This window comes from Chengkuizengella axinellae (assembly GCF_030730905.1).
Classification (GTDB): domain Bacteria; phylum Bacillota; class Bacilli; order Paenibacillales; family KCTC-33759; genus Chengkuizengella; species Chengkuizengella axinellae.
Genome location: NZ_JAVAMP010000003.1, coordinates 264095 through 284405, shown reverse-complemented (window position 1 = coordinate 284405; position 20311 = coordinate 264095). Strand labels below are relative to the sequence as shown.

18 protein-coding genes are annotated in these 20311 nt (G+C 32.5%); 9 read left to right on the top strand and 9 right to left on the bottom strand.

What is annotated here, in order from left to right; genetic code table 11:
* Nucleotides 1-105: 105 nt before the first annotated feature.
* The 4 genes from Q5Y73_RS10920 to Q5Y73_RS10905 form a co-directional block, all read right to left on the bottom strand.
* Nucleotides 106-732 carry a TetR/AcrR family transcriptional regulator gene (locus Q5Y73_RS10920; protein ID WP_305991925.1) on the bottom strand — a complete coding sequence of 209 codons (627 nt, stop codon included), beginning with the start codon at nt 730-732 and terminating at the stop codon, nt 106-108.
* 108 nt (nt 733-840) lie between these two features.
* Nucleotides 841-2469, bottom strand: coding sequence for an FMN-binding glutamate synthase family protein (locus Q5Y73_RS10915; protein WP_305991924.1), 1629 nt, complete (start codon nt 2467-2469; stop codon nt 841-843).
* Nucleotides 2470-2640: 171 nt separating this feature from the next.
* A complete protein-coding gene (locus Q5Y73_RS10910) occupies nt 2641-2826 on the bottom strand; it encodes a M48 metallopeptidase family protein (RefSeq protein WP_305991942.1) in 186 nt (61 codons plus the stop codon).
* Between the two features lie 292 nt (nt 2827-3118).
* Complete coding sequence (locus Q5Y73_RS10905; RefSeq protein ID WP_305991923.1) at nt 3119-5752, bottom strand: adenosylcobalamin-dependent ribonucleoside-diphosphate reductase; 2634 nt, start codon at nt 5750-5752, stop codon at nt 3119-3121.
* A 560-nt stretch (nt 5753-6312) separates the two neighbouring features.
* Here Q5Y73_RS10905 and dat point away from each other — a divergent pair.
* On the top strand, nt 6313-7143 hold the full coding sequence (dat, locus tag Q5Y73_RS10900) for a D-amino-acid transaminase (RefSeq protein WP_305991922.1): 831 nt from the start codon (nt 6313-6315) through the stop codon (nt 7141-7143).
* 46 nt (nt 7144-7189) lie between these two features.
* Here dat and Q5Y73_RS10895 read toward each other — a convergent pair whose 3' ends face one another.
* Nucleotides 7190-7507 carry a winged helix-turn-helix transcriptional regulator gene (locus Q5Y73_RS10895; RefSeq protein WP_305991921.1) on the bottom strand — a complete coding sequence of 106 codons (318 nt, stop codon included), beginning with the start codon at nt 7505-7507 and terminating at the stop codon, nt 7190-7192.
* Between the two features lie 25 nt (nt 7508-7532).
* Nucleotides 7533-7874: a winged helix-turn-helix transcriptional regulator gene (locus Q5Y73_RS10890; RefSeq protein ID WP_305991920.1), complete on the bottom strand. Its 342-nt coding sequence runs from the start codon at nt 7872-7874 to the stop codon at nt 7533-7535.
* Between the two features lie 156 nt (nt 7875-8030).
* Between Q5Y73_RS10890 and Q5Y73_RS10885 the strand changes: the two genes are divergently transcribed.
* From Q5Y73_RS10885 to Q5Y73_RS10850, 8 genes are all read left to right on the top strand, one after another.
* Entirely contained in the window at nt 8031-9338 is a 1308-nt protein-coding gene (locus tag Q5Y73_RS10885; protein WP_305991919.1) for a beta-alanine-activating enzyme beta-propeller domain-containing protein, read from the top strand.
* Between the two features lie 334 nt (nt 9339-9672).
* A complete protein-coding gene (locus tag Q5Y73_RS10880; RefSeq protein ID WP_305991918.1) occupies nt 9673-10554 on the top strand; it encodes a TolB family protein in 882 nt (293 codons plus the stop codon).
* Between the two features lie 31 nt (nt 10555-10585).
* The gene (locus tag Q5Y73_RS10875) at nt 10586-11911 is read left to right on the top strand and encodes an alpha/beta hydrolase (protein WP_305991917.1); all 1326 of its coding nucleotides are present in this window, start codon (nt 10586-10588) and stop codon (nt 11909-11911) included.
* Between the two features lie 32 nt (nt 11912-11943).
* Nucleotides 11944-12810, top strand: a complete 867-nt coding sequence (locus Q5Y73_RS10870) for a TolB family protein (RefSeq protein ID WP_305991916.1) — start codon at nt 11944-11946, stop codon at nt 12808-12810.
* A gap of 75 nt (nt 12811-12885) precedes the next feature.
* Entirely contained in the window at nt 12886-13065 is a 180-nt protein-coding gene (locus Q5Y73_RS10865; protein ID WP_305991915.1) for a hypothetical protein, read from the top strand.
* Nucleotides 13066-13119: 54 nt separating this feature from the next.
* Complete coding sequence (locus Q5Y73_RS10860; protein WP_305991914.1) at nt 13120-13989, top strand: TolB family protein; 870 nt, start codon at nt 13120-13122, stop codon at nt 13987-13989.
* Between the two features lie 147 nt (nt 13990-14136).
* The gene (locus Q5Y73_RS10855; protein ID WP_305991913.1) at nt 14137-15324 is read left to right on the top strand and encodes a serine hydrolase domain-containing protein; all 1188 of its coding nucleotides are present in this window, start codon (nt 14137-14139) and stop codon (nt 15322-15324) included.
* 133 nt (nt 15325-15457) lie between these two features.
* Entirely contained in the window at nt 15458-16390 is a 933-nt protein-coding gene (locus Q5Y73_RS10850; RefSeq protein WP_305991912.1) for a serine hydrolase domain-containing protein, read from the top strand.
* Between the two features lie 22 nt (nt 16391-16412).
* Here Q5Y73_RS10850 and Q5Y73_RS10845 read toward each other — a convergent pair whose 3' ends face one another.
* The 3 genes from Q5Y73_RS10845 to Q5Y73_RS10835 all read right to left on the bottom strand — a co-directional run bounded on the left by Q5Y73_RS10845 (nt 16413) and on the right by Q5Y73_RS10835 (nt 20278).
* The gene (locus Q5Y73_RS10845; RefSeq protein ID WP_305991911.1) at nt 16413-18125 is read right to left on the bottom strand and encodes an ATP-binding cassette domain-containing protein; all 1713 of its coding nucleotides are present in this window, start codon (nt 18123-18125) and stop codon (nt 16413-16415) included.
* Entirely contained in the window at nt 18126-19841 is a 1716-nt protein-coding gene (locus Q5Y73_RS10840; protein WP_305991910.1) for an ATP-binding cassette domain-containing protein, read from the bottom strand.
* Nucleotides 19842-19993: 152 nt separating this feature from the next.
* Nucleotides 19994-20278 carry a 4Fe-4S dicluster domain-containing protein gene (locus Q5Y73_RS10835; RefSeq protein WP_305991909.1) on the bottom strand — a complete coding sequence of 95 codons (285 nt, stop codon included), beginning with the start codon at nt 20276-20278 and terminating at the stop codon, nt 19994-19996.
* Nucleotides 20279-20311: the final 33 nt, after the last annotated feature.

The window sequence follows — 20311 nt, the reverse complement described above, 5'->3', positions numbered from 1 at the left end:
TCGGTGAATAATTAAACAGAAAAATATTGGTGAAAAATTAGAAAACAAAATGCATTTCATTGAGCATTCGGTGAAAAATAATAAAAAATAGGCTATATATTCATCCTATTTTTTCTCCCAGAACTTCACTAGTTGATCCACAGATTTCTCAATAAATTCCTGTTTGGATTCTAGAATAACATTAAGTCCTAACATTTCTTTAACAATAAGAATAAAATTTATAGATGTAATTTGTTTTGCTGCAATTTGAAAGTCCAATTGTTCTATCTCACCAGCTTCATGACGCTCATTTAGAAAATTTGCCAACCAGTCTAATCGATTTATAATCATAACACCTAATTTTTCTACAAAATCATCACTTAAATAAGCCCTTTCTCTAAACATGATAAGCGCTGACAGTTGATCAGACAAAACCATTTCATTCATACGCTCTATAAAAATGATTAAAGCTTGCTTTAGTGGAACTTCTTTCGTAATTAAACCAGAAAGCTGCTGCGCAAGAATCTCAGAACGACTTGTAAAAGAGTCTTCCACAATGGTCTCCAAAATTTGTTGTTTCCCCTTTGGAAAATAATGATAGATTAGCCCATCTGCCATTCCAATACTGCGGTTGATGCTTCGAATCGGAGTTGCATGAAATCCTTGTTTTGCAAACAACTCTTTAGATGCTTGAAGAAGTTGTTTACGACGCTCTTCTGCCTGTAGGTCTCTATTTGTTGGTTTCTTCGTCATTCCATCAGCTACTTTCTGATTTTCATTAACCGTACGTTCAGTGAAATTATAAAAGGTATTATTTCAAATGTCAAATCAACTCATTTGTGTGTTATTTTTATTTAACATCTATCCACTTATTTTTTTATCATTTTCATATGCAGCCTCATCATGATGGAATGAAGAAACTTTATGATTAATCTCTTTTTCAATATCCTTTAATCGAGTCACTCTTCCTAGGTCATCTTTATACACGACATGATTGCTGTTAAATTTGGTAGGACAATCAAGCCCAGCCGCTGCTGCTAAAGTATATAATCCTTGTCGTAAAGTAATCGTAAAGTTAGCTACACGATATTTTTTGTCCTCAATAACAAGCGCTTTTTGCAGTTTTGGATTTGTGGTTGCAACACCTACAGGACAAGTATTTTTATGACAATGTTGAGCACCAATACATCCAATGACGATCATATAGGCACGTGCCATACTAATTAAGTCAGCCCCCATGGACAGTGCGATTGCAATCTTATCTGCGGTGAACAATTTACCAGAGGCAATAATTTTAACCCGATCTCTAACACCATAATGTTTTAGTACAGAGTGTGTAATCATCAAACTAGATTTAATAGGCAGACCCATAGAGTCAGCCATTTCTTGATAAGTAGCTCCACTCCCACCTTCACCACCATCTACTGTAATAAAATCCGGTCCTCTCCCTGTTCCCTTCATATATTTAGCAAATGTGTGCAGCTCCGTATCATCACCAACCACCATTTTAATCCCCACTGGTTTTCCCGTTGTCTCTCTAATTTTATCTACAAAATCAAATAAGCTTGGCAAATCTCTAAATTCTTCAAAAGAGTTTGGGCTTTCAACAGTAACGTAGGGTTTAATCTTTCGTGCTTTTGCTATCGTTGGAGTATTTTTTTCAGCAGGTAAATGACCGCCTCGAATCTTCGCTCCTTGTCCTAGTTTCAACTCAAATGCTTTTATTTGTTGTATCGATCCTTTTAGCTTTAATTCTTCCCAGTCCAACTTACCTTGATCAGTTCGCACACCAAATTTTGCAGGTCCAATCTGCATGATGATATCCACATCTCCAGTTAAATGATAATCTGAAACACCACCTTCGCCTGTATTCATCCATGTTCCACCCGACATACCTAAACCTTTTGATAAAGTTTCAATACTATGCTCACCTAGAGATCCATAACTCATACCTGACATACCAACTAATCCTTTGACATGAAAAGGATACTCACATGTTTTTCCTCCGATTATGACAATATTGTCGTCATGCAACAACCAAGGTTTTACTTTTTTATTGTTAAAGGTTTCTTTTCGTTTAAAAAGTGTTTCCTCTTTCGTTTTATAATATTTTGATTCTATTTCATGTTGATTGTTTACTTTTATTTCTTTCATTAACTTTGGAAACAAAGCGTTCTTTAGAAAGTATCCTTTTTGTTCAAAATCCTTTTTAGAACCAAAGGATATAATGGTTTCAAGATATTTAGAAGGAAAAATAATACTTAAAAAATCATTTCGAGAAAATGGCTTACCTTGTGTATCTCCATCAAATAAATATTGTCTGAACTCCGGTCCAGTATGTTCTAATAAATATCTAACTCTACCTAAGATCGGATAGTTTCTTAAAATGGAGTGCTGCCTTTGATTTTTATCGTATATAAAAAAGAAAAAAAATAAGATGATGGGGATAATTGCAATAACAATGATGAGTAAAAAAGCAGGTGATAACATAAGATTTCTCCTTTTGAGTGGATTTATGATAATTTACATCGGGAATTGTTTTCCCATTTAATTAATAAACAAAAGTTATATTAAATATGACAAAAAGAGGCTATCTCCACGAAGTTGAATGCCTCTTGCCTTTTTCATTTTTGTTCTTTTACAAATATTTGGTTCGAAAAATTATATGTCTCTTACAATTTCTTCATCTAGAACAACTTTCATTTTTCCCCAATCTGGAATAAAGGAGTAGAGCATATTATAAAATTTCTCACTATGATTGTTGTATTTAAAGTGTATTAGTTCATGTAAAATAACGTAATCGTTACAATGTTTAGTTGCTTTGATGAGTTCAAGGCTAAAAATTATCGTTTTAGAATAATGCGACGTTTACAATAAATATTAACTTTTAAAATTATTCTTATTATATCAGATTTTGATGTTTACATGATTCCCTCTTAATTACAAAAAAAGGATCGGAATCACCATAGTAGATGCTCCTAATCCTATTTTAATTTTTCAATATGATGCCCAATGGCTTCAACCCAACCCGGAAGGGGATTTATCAGATATTTAATAATATGATCACAAAAAGAACCAAGAATGATCTTTAAAAATTCTTGGTTCTTTTAAATTTATATATTTAATTTTGCATTAATCCTTAGTTACAACGACTATACCCGCAGCTAGTACAATTCTTACATCCTTCTGAATTCACTAAACTTGCTGATCCACAGGAAGGACAAAGGTCTTTGGACTCTACAACATGTACGTCATCTTCTATAGAATCAATGGATTGAGAAACTGTTTCTACCACTTCTTCCACTTCAACCGTTGCTGCATTCTCATTATTTTCTATCACAGGTGCAGCCTCTTTTGCTTCTTCAATGTGAATTTCCAATGCTTTTGCAACAGCATCTGCAATAGATTCTACTCGATTAGCACCAAAGCCAATCGCACCTGAGCCACCGATTCCTTTTAAATGTTTGATCAATAATTGTTCTTTATTTCCGTGATCTCCGTAACGAAGGAATAAGGAACATACTCTTCCCAATGCTTCTGACATCGCAAATACATCAGAACCCGCTTTTCCAACGTTCATGAAGATTTCACCTGCTACACCATTGATGTCATTAATCGTAATATAAGCCATTCCAAATGGTGTATTGAATTTATAAGTAGAACCTTTTAATACCTGCGGACGTTTAATATATTGCTTATCAAATATTTTTTCTGTTTTTGCATCGATATTCACTTTTAATGATTCATTTATTTGAGTTAGATCTTCTGAAGACTTTGCTTCGATTTTCTCTACTGTTTCTTCTGATGCAGCCACTTCCTCGTTCTTTTCTTCTTTCTCATCTTTATCCGAAGTTGAAAGAACTTGAACGTCACGGCTTCCGTCTCTATAAATCGTAACCCCTTTACAACCCAAATCAAATGCATATTCATATAACTTTTTCGTTTCTTCAACAGTAAAGTCTGCTGAACAATTTGCTGTTTTAGAAATGGAGCTGTCTACCCATTTTTGAATCGCCGCTTGTACACGGATATGATCATCGGCTGACATTTGCATAGATGTAATATAATAATCTGGCAAAGGTTGACCTGGATTTTGATCTTGATATTCCTGAGCGATAGGTACAAGTTGTTTGTCATAACCTAAACGACTTTGGCGATAATATTCAAAGGCAAAATAAGGTTCGATACCTGTAGAAGTCCCAACCATTGTACCTGTACTTCCAGTTGGAGCCTGTGTAATGACCGTTACGTTGCGCATTCCATTTTCTTTAATGGATTCTCGCACTTCAGGGAAGAACTCCACCATATTTTTCATAAATCCACTTTGTAAAAACTTATCCTCAATATAATGCGTAAATGAACCTTTTTCACCAGCGATTTCAGAGGATGCAAGATAAGCTTCCTTCGCCATAAACCCATACAATTTATCTAAAAACTCTAACGATTCTGGGCTTCCATAACGAATTTTCAATTTAATCATTAATTCGGCTAGTCCCATCGTACCTAATCCGACACGACGCTCCCCTTTTTGGTTCTGTTCATTTTCTTCAAAATGATATGGAGTTGTATCAATTACATTATCTAGGAAACGAGTGGAATAACGAACAACTTTTCCAAGCTCATCCCAATCAACATCATCATTTTCTTCATCATAAAACCTAGATAAGTTTACTGCTGATAAGTTACAAACACCCCATGCTGGTAATCCCTGCTCACCACAAGGATTAGTACAAATAATTTGGTTAAAGTACCAGCTATTTGACATATCATTATAATGTTCCATAAACACAACGCCTGGTTCTGCTGATTTCCAAGCAGACTCTATAATCGTATGCCACACTTCACGTGCTTTGACTGTTTTATGATGAATGACATTCTTTCCTAATTTTTTCCATTCGGATAAATCACCATTCCATAACTCGTCATACTCAGGATCATCCGTATCAGGGAACACTAAATCCCATTCTAAATCTTCTTTTACAGCTTTCATAAAACCGTTGCTTAAACAAACAGATAAATTTGCGTTTGTAATTTCACCCATTTTTTGTTTAACAGTTATAAAATCCATCAAATCAGGATGCCAATCGTTAATCATCAACATTAATGCTCCTCGACGACTTCCACCTTGCTCGATTAAACCTGTTGTATAACTAAATAAACCGCCCCAAGAAACCGCTCCGCTGGATGATCCATTTACCCCTTTTACGATCGCACGACGCGGACGTAATGAAGATAAATTAATACCTACACCCCCACCACGAGACATAATTTCTGTCATTTCGGTTAATGTCTCCATAATTCCACCACGGCTATCATGCGGAGATGGGATTACATAACAGTTAAACAAAGTCAGCTCATCACTTGCGCCAGCACCTGCAGCTATACGTCCACCTGGAACAAGTTTCCAATCATTTAATATATATTTAAACTTTTCAGTCCATTCCTGTTGCTTTTCTGGAGTAGCTTCTACAGAAGCCATAGCTTTAGCTAATCGTCCCCACATCTCATCAGGTGTTTTCTCTACTGTAAGTGTTAATTTATGAATGGTTGAATCAATAACTTCACCACTGCGGAGTTTAACTTGGACATTTTCACCATCTCGACTGATCACTTCTCCTACTTCCTTCGTAGGAAATTTAGGATCATCTTTTACAAGCGTTAATACAGTATCTCCAACTTTTGTATGATTGGTGTCAGCATCCTTCATCGCATAACGATCCAAAAATATCTTTTCACTTAAACCTTCTAAACGTTTGACCTGTATTGTTTCCAAAAAAACAACCTCCCCAAAATAATAACCAATATAATTTTAAAAATATAAATCTAATTCCAGTCATTTATGTCTGTAAAAAATACAAAATTTGCATCGAAAAAAGTCTATAAGTATCAGAAATATCATGAATGTATAAAATGTATTTTTTTACTTGTTTGATAGTAAATATAATGAAATATGTATCTTTTTTATGAGTGCAAGCTTCCAAATTTTACACTTGCATTCCTTAAAAAAGCACTACATATTGTGTGCGAATATCATTATACAACACTATATGTTGTGTTACTACTTTGTGATCATCCAAATCGGATAATTACAATGAGGTTTTGTCCTATTTTCTTCTATTTTCTCATCCTATCTATCTTTTTTAAATATTAATATAATTATTTTTCGACATTTTCTTTATAGCTAATTAAATTTTTTTCATCTGTTTTTGACAATAACTTATCCTGTTTGATACCCTTAAAATGAGATCATCAAGTTGCAAATATATACTTGTATTTTAACATATAAAAACCAAGAAACAAACATTTGTTCGTAAATAGTGAAGAGGTGAGTAAATGATTTTATATAACGATTTATTTTTAAAAAAAGAAGAAGTACATATTTCACACGAAGATAGAGGATATTATTTTGGAGACGGTGTTTATGAGGTCTTTCGTATTTATAATGGACAACTTTTTGAAAAAGAAAAACATTTTCAACGATTACAAAGAAGCTGTGAGCAAATCAAACTTAAACTTCCATCCTCTGTTCAAGATATAGATCTAAAGCTTTCACAGTTGATCCAAAAATCCTTTGTGCAGGAAGGTACTCTTTATTTGCAAATCACGAGAGGAGTTGCACAGCGATCTCATTTATTTCCTAAAAATCCAATCCCAACTTTATTGGCTTATTGTAATGAAGTAAAACGGCCTTTAGATAAAATGAAATCAGGTATAAAGGCTATTACACAGGAAGATATTCGCTGGTTAAGATGTGACATAAAATCTTTAAATTTACTTCCAAATACTCTTGCTAAACAAAATGCGGTAGAACAAAACGCAGATGAAACGATCTTCCATCGAAATGGTATCATTACAGAGTGCAGCTCTTCCAATATTATGATAGTTCAAGATGGAGAAATACTAACACACCCAGCAAATCATCTTATTTTAGAAGGAGTAACGAGGTCCGTTGTCCTTAAAATTGCTGCTGAAGAGGGATTCACCATTAGGGAAAAAGCTTTTGATAAAGAAACATTAAAGAACGCGGATGAAGTATTTATTACTGGAACAACGGTTGAAATTACACCAATCATCAACATAGATCATCATAACATAGCAAATGGTTTACCAGGGACAGTGACTAAAAAACTGCAACAGCTTTTTGAAAAAATAGTTCCAGAGTAAAAAAAAGAGTATCTTCTTTATTTAAAGAGGGTACTCTTTATTATGATTATAATTTTTGGTGGGACCAAAACCATAACAGATCTAGTACAGGATATAATGATCTTCCTTTAGCTGTAACGGAATATTCCACCTTTGGTGGGACTTCAGGGTATGACTTCCGATTGATAATTCCATCATGCTCTAATTCTTTTAACTGTTGAATCAAGACTTTAGGTGAGGCATCGGGGACAAGCCTTTTAATTTGTCCGTATCTTTTTGTACCTTGTCTTAAATGATATATAATTAAAGGTTTCCATTTCCCTGAAATAATACTCATTGTATATTCTGCACCAATGTAACTGGAATTCAATTGATTCATTTCCATGAAACTTCCCCCTTACACTATATTATCAAACAATTTCTGAACCCTTCTCTTTTTCCATATTTACAGATCCCCATTGCGCCAAAGAATCAATGATTGGGAATAATTTTTCTCCTTCTTTTGTAAGAGAGTATTCAACCTTTGGTGGTATCTCAGCAAAAATTTGCCTATGAATAATTCCTTGCTGTTCTAAATCCTTTAAGTGTTGTGACAACATCTTAGGGGTGATTCCACGAACTTTTTTTATTAACTCCGTATATCGTTTAGCTCCGAACCTCAATTGAAGAACAATTAATATTTTCCACTTTCCTGCAATCTGATCTAAAGTGAATTCAACAGGACAATAATATACTTTCCTTTTTGTTGACATTAAAAATTCTCCTTCCGTAAATGACGCTATTCTTCACAAAACTTTCCTGTTGGTAACTATTATACACAAAAGTAAATACTTGTGAAATGTAATATTCCCAGTAACAATATAAGTATCAACGGTTATCAATTTAATTAAAAAGGGGAGAGCTTAAACATGAAAAAGATGAATAACCTCATTATTTTGTTCATATGTGTTCTATTTATTTTATTCACTGCTGCTTGTACACAATCAGAAACCACGAATTCAAAATCCGATTCAATTCAAGAAGAAACTACTCCAACTGATAGTCAAGAAGATAATAATGAACAATCTACAACACTTGAAGAGCAGAAAAGCGAAAACGAAAACATCACATTACTTATTTCAGATTTTGAAACAGAATCTACACCTGTAGAACAGACAGGTATTTTTAGAGGAGGTATTACTAGTAGAGGGGTTTATGAGACTACAGCACTTCAAAATCTTAACGGTGTAAAATGGGCTTTTGAAACTGATGGAACAATAGTATCTTCTCCGGCAATATATAATGGAAAGGCTTATTTCGGGGGGAGCGACAAAAAATTTTATGCAGTAAATATTGAGAATGGTGAGCTAGTTTGGGAGGTTGTTACAGATGGCAAAGTGAAATCCTCTCCGGCAATTAGTGGAAATCAAGTATTTTTTTCAGATGACTTAGGATTTATATATGCGCTGGACACCCAAACTGGAGAGCAAATATGGAAAACAGAAACAAACGAAAAACTACCAGATATAAACAGTTGGGATTTTATCGGATCATCACCGTTGTTATTTGAGGGATTGTTATTTTTAGGTGCTGGAGACTTCAGCTTTTACGCTATGGATATGAAAACTGGAGACATTGTATGGAAGATGAAAACAGAAAACAATAACGGAATCGTTCGCTCTTCACCCATTGTAAAAGATAATACGATTTATTTTGGAGATACAAATGGATACATTTATGCAGTTGATTACTTAACCGCAGAAAGGAAATGGATTTTTAAAACAGAAGGCTTTATTCAGTCATCACCAACCATACACGATGGGGTATTGTATGTTGGGAGTAACGATTTCCATTTGTATGCTATCAATGCAGAGTCCGGTGAAGAAATTTGGAAATTCTTGGCTGAAAATTCTTGGTTTAATTCCTCACCTGTTATAGCAGAAGATACAGTATATGTTGGGACTTCTGATGGAAAGAAGCTATTCGCAATTGATGCAATCTCAGGGGAAGAAAAGTGGCATCAAAAAACAGCAGGAAGAGTATTCTCTTCTCCTTCCTATGTAGATGGTATTTTGTACTTTGGTACTGCGACCGGTGACCTTATCGCTATGGATATAGAAAGCCAACAGGAATTATGGAGATTTGATGCAGAGGCTAATATTGAATCTTCACCTGTAATATGGGATGGCGTTGTATACGTAACGAGTTATGATGGGAAGTTGTATGCATTAAATTAATATAAAGAAAAATATAAAGAAAAATGAGAACATCGGCCATTAAATTCAATAAAGCCAATGTTCTCATTTCTAATGTTAAGGTAAACAGCTTTGTAAATTTCTCATATTTTTTGTTATTTATTCACTGTTTTTACTAAAAACCACCTTTATGATTAAGATGTTTGTATAATGAACTTAACTCTAAATGAAATTTAACATATTTCATCATACATGGACTTTCTATTTGATGAATTCTAGTTTAGATGATGAATTGAATGGTTTATTTTTCTAACACACTACCAAACGGTAGGTCGTTATAGTTGGGGATCTATTCTCTAAAAAAGGAGGTTTTATATTGATTTATACAATTAAATTTAGATTTATTATCTCTACATTATTCTTCTTATTTATTTTGTTAGCAATCTCTTATACAAATCAAGCTAGTACACAACCCCCTTACCATTCTAATCAACCTATTACTACTCCCGTCTCTTTTGGGGAAGGAATACTCTCTACAGAGGATGAACCTGTATGGGGTTTTACATTCACACCTGATGGGAAGAAAATCTATATGTTAAGAGGACCAATGAGTTTAGACACAATATATGAATCAAGTTATTTGGATGGCGAATGGACAGAACCTGAACTTTTTACTATACCTGTTCCTAAAAATGTGAATTTCATAAGATTTATTCAATCAACCATCTCACCTGACGGAAACAAATTTTTTCTTGTATCTGAAGGGGATGGTATGGAGGCATTTGATATTTGGGTATCTGAGAACATTGATGGTGAATGGGATGAACCTTTTCTCTTAGAAATCGTGAACTCTTCCTTTAGCGAAACTACACCGTCTATTGCAAAAAACGGAAATCTTTATTTTACATCTGACCGAGACGGTGGATCTGATATTTACATTTCTAAATTTTTTGACGATAGATACACGGTCCCCGAACGTTTAAATGAAGAAATAAATACCTCTGGGCGTCGTGAAGCCAACCCATTTATATCACCAGATGAAAGTTTTCTTATATTTAGCAGGGATGGCGCTTTCTATATTAGCTACAATTCCAATGGGGAATGGTCAGAAGCTGAAGTGCTTCAGGGTGAACCTTTAAATGGTTCTTTTGGATCAAGATACAGCCCATATGTTTCACCAGATCAGAAATACTTCTTTTATGTGGATGGAGATATAAAACAGGTGGACATTAGTGTGATTGGTTTAGAAATTAATTAATAATCCATTTACATTAAAGGACGGTGTGATTATGAAAAAGATAGGTTTAATTTCACTTTTATTAATCTCTTTTGTATTAACTACTTTCTTTCAAAACACTCAAAATATTATTTTCGCAGATTCTGATCAACTTGACAAAATTATTATAGATGAAGTTGAAGGAAGAACGATTGAAGTTTTACTGCCCGAATCCTACAATTCTTCAAACAAAAGATATCCAGTGGTATATATGCACGATGGACAAGAAATATTTTCTGATCCAATCGTTAGCAGCGGCAAGTGGAATGTAGATAGAATTGTAGAGGAATTAACAAACGATGGTTTAATCGATGAATTAATAGTCATAGCTATACATCATGCAGGAGACGATAAAGGACGTTTAATGGATTATGTTCCATATGAACAAAGTATTGAATTTATGGGATGGTACACTGACGGCTCTTCTTCTAAGGAATTTTCTGAATTGTTGATAAATAAAATTATTCCTCATGTTGATGAACAATACCGAACGATCCCCAATTCACAAAACAGAGCAATAATGGGTGCATCGTGGGGAGGAATCCATGCTTTTTGGTTAGGATATCATTACCCGGATGTCTTTTCCACGGTTGGTGCTTTCTCTCCCTCATTTTGGGTTGGTAATTATCAATATCGGATATATGAAGAGGTTGATCATTTAAATAAACCAGATATTAAAATATGGTTTGATTATGGAACTGCCGAAGGAAGTTATGAAGCTCAAATGATAGATCATTTAGTTGACAAAGGTTTTGTGTATGGAGAGGATTTATTTTATTTATTTGATGAAGGGGCTGAGCATAATTCAGAAGCTTGGGGAGATCGAATAAAAAATGCTTTGATTTTATTTAATGGAGATCCTGCAACCAAGGCAATAAATATGGATGTAAATACAAATGAAATCCTGAACCTTCACCCTTACCATAGTAAGGATACTTCTCTAGAAATCAATCCAGTTGTAACATTGGATAATGGAATTTTGTTCTCTGCTAGACAGCTTGTTAAATACAAAGTTGAGGATAAACACAAAGGATATGTTGATGAAGACGGATTTGCAGCTTTCAACTCTAATGATGATCTCATAGTAAACTTGAAATATAACAACATTCAACAGAACATTGAGTTGTCTTTTTCAAATTTGCAGAAAAGTTATTTAGATTCTTTACCTTTTGAAAAGCCAAATATATTAAATCACTTCAAAGTCACTTATTCAGAAATTATAAATGAGTATGTGTCAAAAGAAATGTTAAATATGATTATTAAGTTAGGAGAGCAAACTGGTTTTATAAAAATTATTGAAGAAACAGGTGAGTACATTATTTTAGATTCAAATATATAGGTTCTCATTACTATATAAGGAGGAAATATATTTTGAGATTTAATTTAGTAATTATCTTAATCATATGTAGTATTCTATTAACATCTTGTTCAAAACAAACCAGTATAAAACTCCCTTATTTCTCCGACGAACCAATTACAACTCCCATTACTTTTGAAGAAGGAGTAATATCAACGGATGATACAGAATGGGCTTTTACTTTTACACCTGATGGATCAAAAATATACATTCAGAGAGGAACAGCTGGACTTGCAACACTTTATAAATCTGAATATGTAGATGGAAAATGGACTGAACCTGTTTTATTTACTTTTCCAACCCAAGAAAATATCCATTTTATTAGATTAGTTGAACCTTTCATCTCACCAGACGGAAGCAAATTTTTCTTTGTATCCGAAGGAGATGGAATGGAGGGCACAGATCTTTGGGTATCAGAAAACATAGATGGCACATGGGGAGAACCAACTATTTTAGAAATTTTAAACTCTCCAAGAAATGAATACTTTCCTTCTGTTTCAAATAATGGAAATCTTTATTTTCAATCCAACCGTCAAGGAACTAGTGGAAGTTATGACCTTTTTGTTTCTAAATTTATTGATGGTGAGTATACACAACCTGTTCAACTTGGAGAGGAGATTAATACGTCAGGAGTAGAACAATCCCCATTTATCACACCAGATGAAAGTTATCTTATATTTAGCAGGGATGGGGCTTTCTATATAAGCTACAATACGGAGGGGAAATGGTCTGAAGCAGAACTATTAACTGGTGAACCTCTAAATGGTTTGTTTGGGTCTAGGTATAGCCCCTATGTTTCACCTGATCAGAAATATTTCTTTTATGCGGATGGAGACATACATCAAGTGGATGTTAGTGTTATTGGTCTAAATAATAAATAACAAAAACCGTTTACTACTAATCTGTTTCTTTATGTAATCGTATTAATAGTAAAAATGTTCTGGATCATAAATTTAATGAGGAGATCAATTATTTATGAATGGACAGAAGCAGAATTATTAACAGAAGAACCTCTTGGTGATAGATGGGGAACAAGATTTAGCCCTTACGTTTCACCAGATCAAAAATACTTCTTTTATGCGGATGGAGATATAAAACAAGTAGATGTTAGTGGAATTGGTTTAGGGATTTATTAATAATAACTCTATTGTCATAAAAATTAAACTAAAAGAGGATTTGAGCTATTTATCATGAAAAAACTTATGCCGGTTTATTTAATTCTATTCATTCTATTAACCTCGTGTTCAAACCAAGGCAGTTCAATACTCCCTTATGACTCTGAAGAACCAATAACAACTCCAATAACTTTTGGAGAAGGAGTGATTTCAACTGAAGATGAACCTGAATGGGCTTTTACATTTACACCTGATGGAAAAAAGATGTACATACAAAGAGGTGGAGTTTCATTTGATACACTTTATGAATCAGAATATATAGATGACAAATGGACAGAACCTGTATTATTTACCTTCCCTTCCCCTGACAATTTTAATTTAAATCGAGTTTTTGAACCATTCATCTCTCCTGATGGTAATAAGTTTTTCTTTGTATCCGAAGGAGAAGGAATGGGAGCTACTGATCTTTGGGTATCAGAAAATAAAGATGGTGAGTGGGATAAGCCAACACTTTTAGACATTGTAAACTCTCCTAGAAACGAATTATTACCCTCTGTTTCAAAAAAAGGGAATCTATATTTTCAAACAAACCGTAATGGATCAATTAGAGGTTTTGACATTTATGTTTCTAAATTTGTAGATGGTAAATACACAGAACCTGAACGATTAGGTGAAGAAATTAATACAACTTCAGTAGAAGAATCTCCATTTATAGCACCAGATGAAAGTTATCTTATCTTTAGAAGGGATGCTGCTTTTTATATTAGTTACAATGTAGACGGTAGTTGGTCAGAAGGGGTACTTCTGCCTGGTGAACCTCTACGGGGTTCCTTTGGAACTAGATATAGTCCTTATGTTTCACCAGATCAAAAATATTTCTTTTATTCAGATGGAGAAAATATTCATCAAGTAGATGTTAGTGCTATGGGTTTAGAAATCAATTAATAGTCCTATTAATTTTAAGAGGGAAGGGAACGTATTTATGCTAAAAAAACTATTTTTTTCTATATTACTCATTGATGATTTTACAAGTACTCATACTAATATTGTTAAAAATGAATCTAACTATTATATGTTGAAAGGATAATGATAATGAAAAAAAGTTATGTTCTTATATTTATTTGTTTTCTTCTTGTTGTGAGTGGATGTTCAGTATCTACCACAGATTACAGTGATGTTCCAGATCAAACACAGAAAGATGAAAATGAAATCGAGTTCAAACCACTTGCAATCAATAATAAGGAAGAGCTTGCAACACAAATAGAAAAAGCAGTCAATGGATTTACAGAACAATTCTATTTCTCAGGAGTAGTTTATGTTGGTGTAGGTGAGTTGGATATTTTCTCTAAAGGAGTTGGATTTGCAGATTATGAAGAGCAAATAGAGAATACTATCGATACAAAATTTCCAATCGTCACCAGTACAACAGAGTTTACAGCTGCGGCGATTTTAATGTTAGAGGATGAAGGTTATCTCTATATTGATGACCCAATTACAGAGTTTTTCCCTGAACAAACCCATTGGGAAGATATTACGATTCAACATTTATTGTCGATGTCATCAGGAATTGTGAATTATGTGGAAGAGCCTTATTTTAGCCAAATACCAGAATGGGTGTACACAACGACTGATGAAGGAAAAGATTTGGATGTCATTATGGGTATTTTTGAAGATGAGGAATTAAATTTTATACCTGGAAAGGAATTTGAGTACAGCATTTCAAATTACATTATATTAGGACGGATTATTGAGCAAGTTACAGGCATGTCATATCATGAGTATATTCAAGAAAATATATTTAATCCGCTTGAGATGACAAATTCAGGTTTAGGAAATAACTGGATTGATGAATACGATAAAGCAATTGGTTATTCCATGATAGGTGAAGGATATGCAGATAAAATGGATTTATATAATACAGGTGTTGTAGATGCAGCAGCAGGTATATACTCTACAGTAAATGATTTATCTAAGTGGTATAAAGCTATAAACACGAATGAAATTCTATCAAATGAAGTAGTTCAAAAAATGTTTACAACACATACTAACGTAGAGGATAGTGCACTTAATGTTAATGATTTTAATTATGGTCTAGGTACATTTTTGAATGAAAAAAATGCAGCTTTAAATATAGGCCAATTTTTTGGATACACTAATTTAATCCATTATGAACCCGAAACAGGAGTCTTGATTATTATACTAGGGAATCATGAAAGAATTTTTAATACTAATAATTCTCTTAAAAATATATTGTTAGAAGTTGTATATGGAAGAGGTTAATCGTCGAGATTCACACAAAGGGAGGGAGTCGAGATAAATGATTAGATTCATTTTTATCATATGTTTAAATTTATTTTTATTTGTCATAATTACCATCGGATGTTCAAAAAGCGAATCTATGGAGGAAAATAATATGAAATACCCATCAGACATCTCTACTTTTATGAACAGCTATGCAGAAGAAAACTCCTTTTCTGGTTACGTTTTTATAGCACAGAATAATAAGCTTCTTTATGAAGATGGATTTGGTTTTGCTAACTATGAAAGTGAAACCGAGCACACTTCCCAAACGACATACAGATTAGCTTCGTTAACAAAACAATTCACGGCATTTTCCATACTATTATTAGAAGAAAGAGGTTTATTAAATCTTCATGACCCTATTTCAAAATATTTTCCAAACTATGCTGAAGGTGCAGAGATAACCATTCACCACTTATTATCTATGTCATCTGGTATTCCAGAGCTTAACTTTTATAATCCCAATGGATTATTAGATTCCTTAGAAGAAGGTTTGGTGCATGAATTTGATCCTGGAGAAAAATTTAGCTACAGCAACTCCAACTATCTTCTATTAGAATACATTATTAAGCAGGTTTCAGGATTGACATACGATGAGTTTTTACAAAAGAATATTCTAGAACCTGCTGAAATGTTCAATACAGGAACAGGAGATCCTGCAAGTAATTTAGCATTAGGTTATCCAAATGTTTCAGATCGAATAAACCGGGAAATAAAGTATACCTTAGATCCTCCATACTCCTATGGAGGGATGTATTCAACAATGGAAGATTTATATAAATGGGATCAAATTTTATATACAGAAAAATTAGCTAAACAAGCTACGATAAACAAAATGTATACTTCCTACAATGACTCGTATGGATATGGTTGGTTTGTTGATGGGAGTATAGTAAAACATAGCGGCATTGTATCTGGATACTCTCCTTATATTTTGAGAGATATAGAGCAAAACCTTGTGCTTATCCTATTAAGCAATATTGATGGGTTATATATGGAGATGGAAAACTTAGCTTATGAGTTGTTAAAAGTCGTAAATGATTGATAACTTTACGACTTAACAGGGATTATTTAACGCTAACTTTTTGTAACATTGCAACTTGTGATCCATAGAGATTTTTAAAATATCCTTCCTCTTCAAGTAGTTCTTCTGGCCTTCCATTTTGCACCAATCTACCTTTATCCATAACGTATACTCTATCACAATTCATAATGGCATTTATTCTATGTGCAACTAGAATAATGCCGTAACCTTTTTTAGAGTAATCATTAATCCGATTAATAATGATCTCCTCTGAAATAGGATCCATAGCTGCTGTAGGTTCATCAAGAATGATAATATCTCTTTTATTTGAGAATGATCTGGATACTGCTATTTTTTGCCATTGCCCCCCAGATAACTCTTTACCATTATTAAAACCTACCCCCAATATTTTATCCTTAGTCGATATTTTTAAATCGTGAACGATCTCTTCTGATAGTGATGACATATTTCCGTCGAAATTTATATTTTGTCTTAACGTTGCAGGGTACTTTATAAAATCTCTATAAGCAATATTAATTTTTCCTAATAGTTCATCAGAAGTTACTCCTACTCCATTCACAAAAATTTTTCCTTTTGTAGGTTCCAATAACCCTCCTAAAATATTACATAATGTAGTTTTTCCAGCCCCATTATTTCCTATTAATCCTACAATCTCTCCTTTTTGAATGGTGAAGTTAACATCTTGTAATACACATCTCTGTTTATTTGGATAAGTATAGCTAATTTTTTTTAATACAATATTATCGATTTTTTCATTTTCATCCTGTTTTTTTATATGATCTTTGTTACTCTTATTAAAATCTGTATTGATATATTTTGAAATATATGATGAAGATATTAATTGATCCGATAATTGTTTTATTTGAAGAGAAAAGGAATTAGAAATTCCTATTAGTTGGTTTATTACTTGAAACGAAATGACTATATTACCGATCGAATTTGTATTATTAAAAATAACAAATGTATATGTCCCAAAAACCAAAAGCAAATGAACAATTTGTAAAACTCCTATCGTCATTTGAGCTTTTTTTAAAAACTGCAATTTCTCTGTAGCTAATGAATTATATGAAGTTTTCCATAATCCATTTATAAAATTAGAATAATGATATACTTTTCTCTCTTTTAAAGTATTGAAGTCCTCCAAAATATTTCTATAATATTTTTCTTTAAGTCGTGAGTTGGCTTGACTAAATTCCAACTTCATATTTTTTTTACTAATATTTAAATTTTTAAATAGAATTAAGAAAAATGAGATAGACATTATTAATGTCCCATAGGTTGTTACATTCCATAGTAAAATAAAATATCCACATAATGATATTAGTACCATTAAACTTTGGAAAAATAAAGTAAATATTCTTGCACCTTTATTAAATGAATTAGTAGCATTTTCAAGTAAATTAGAGTGATCATTATTCAGCATGTTCTCAAACTTGTTCTTATATAATTTTTTAATTACAAGTGATTTAGCTTCTTTAACAATACTGAAATAAAGTCCTTGAATAAAATATGAACGAAGAGGAATTAATATTTTGTCAAGAATAAATATGAATGAGAAAAGTATAAAGTTTAAAATGATGATATCTGAGTCACTTTTTGTTAGAACATGATCAATCATAACACCAAAGAAATAAAGGAACATGGGTGGTGATATTCCTGATATTAATGTGATTATTAACAAAGGGATTACCCATGGAAGTATATTTTTCACTCTCTTCTCTTTAATTAACCACAATTAACATTCACCTCTCTTAATAAATGAAGAGGAACTTTCCCACATTTTTTTATATTTTGTACAAGAATTTAACAATTCATCATGATTTCCATAACCAACAATCTCACCTTTATCTAATACGACAACTTTATCAGCAAAAGTGCATCCTATTAATCTATGAACTATGAATAATATAGTATGATTTTTTAATGTTTCAAATATATTCTCAAATAAATGTAATTCCGTTCTTGGATCTAAGGAAGCTGTGGGTTCATCCAATATAAACAAAGAATCTTTAACTAGATTAGCTTTAAATAAGCCTCTTCCAATAGCAATTTTTTGCCATTGTCCCTCTGAAATATCGCTGCCGCCTAACTCTGGCCATAACAATTCATCAGATTTATTACTCAATTTATTAACAAAATGATCAGCATGAATGGTTTTCATAATCTTTTCAAAATATTGGTTGTCATCCTTATGATTTATATCACCTAAAATCACATTTTCTTTTATGGATAATTTGTACTTAACAAAATCTTGATAGCATATCCCCCCAGTTTTTATTGAAAAGACAGATCCTTGGTTAGGTTTGATCAACCCAGAGATGATATTGACTAGAGTGCTTTTTCCAGCAGCATTATCTCCTACGATTGCAATTTTCTCTCCCAACTTTATTTTCATAGACAAATTTTTAATTGCTGGTATTTTTTGAGAAGGATAAGTATAAGATATACCTTGTAAATCTACAGCCAAACTATGATCAACAGGATATAATAAATCATCATAACAATTGTTTTCCTTATCTAAGTCTTTTATAAAATCCATTCTTCCTAACCATCGTTTCCCTTGTAGTAGAATCATATTTAATAAGTTATCTAGGTAAAAACTCCCTAATAATAATGAAGTAATATCTGCTGGCGTTAAGTCCCCTGAATTTAAATATATTAATGATAAACCTAACACACAAAGAATAGATATTTTACTTATTAAACCTCCAGATAATTCAAAAAATGAGCTTTTTACGGTGTTTTGTAATGTCTTATATTTCTTATCTTCAAAAAATCCTTCCCAGACACTTAACACTGATTTTAAATTATTATATATTCTTATTTCTTTAGTATTTTTGGGGTCTGTAAGTATTTTAGTAAAATCGTTCTCTAGTCTATCTATTTCAGATATATCATTTAATAATTTTTTTTCCAATTTCCCCGCTTTTAGAGTGAAGTAAAAATTAAAAAACACTCCTATTGCGATTATAAATGGTGACCATATATTTAAATACAAAATAACGATGGATAAAAACAATGCACTAATTAATGTTTGAAATAAATTTATACTCCCATCAATTACATATGTTTTTAAATCATCGATAGATTTAAAGGTACTGTTTATTTTATTTCTCTTAGATGCATGTAATAATTGGTCGTATCTATTTTCTTCAAAAATCATTAACGCCTTATCTATTAATTTCTTGTGAATACTATATTTTACTTTTTCTAATAATATAGGCATTATCGAAAACAAAATGATAACGAAACTACCCAAAACAAATAGTTTTAATATCGGTGTCAAAACTTCAGAATATTCATTAGACGTTAAAAAAGTCATAACTTCTCGTACAATTAATATTTCTACTACTGGCCAAAGCCCTAGTATAATAACAATTATAAGTAGAATATATGAATCTTTTTTTACGATTTTGAATAATTTAATGATAAACTTTATTAATTCAATCAATTTTTCCACTTCTCTCTAAAAAAACAAACTAAAAGCTATACTCAAATCCCGCAGATTAAAAACCTCCATCAATAAAAGGAATGCTGAAGCAAACTGAATATCTTCAACATTCAAATAAAATTATCTTGGGATAACAATATATTTTTTCGATATCATGAACGTACCGTTTTTTCTCCTAACATGACATTGTTCTCTTTATTTTCAAAATACTGCTTGTTTTTATTTATGTAGCTCTTCCACTGATAAGGTACTTTATCCTTAGGGAAAATGGCTGCAACCGGACATGATAAATCACATAAACCGCAGTCTGTACATAATTTTGGATTTATATAATATTGTCCTCCACTTTGATCTTGTTCTATAGCATTTTCTGGACACATGCTTACACATCTTGCAGCTACTTCTCCCTCACATGGAGCTGTTATTACCCATGCCATATGCTCACATCCTTTATTAATAATGAATTTAAT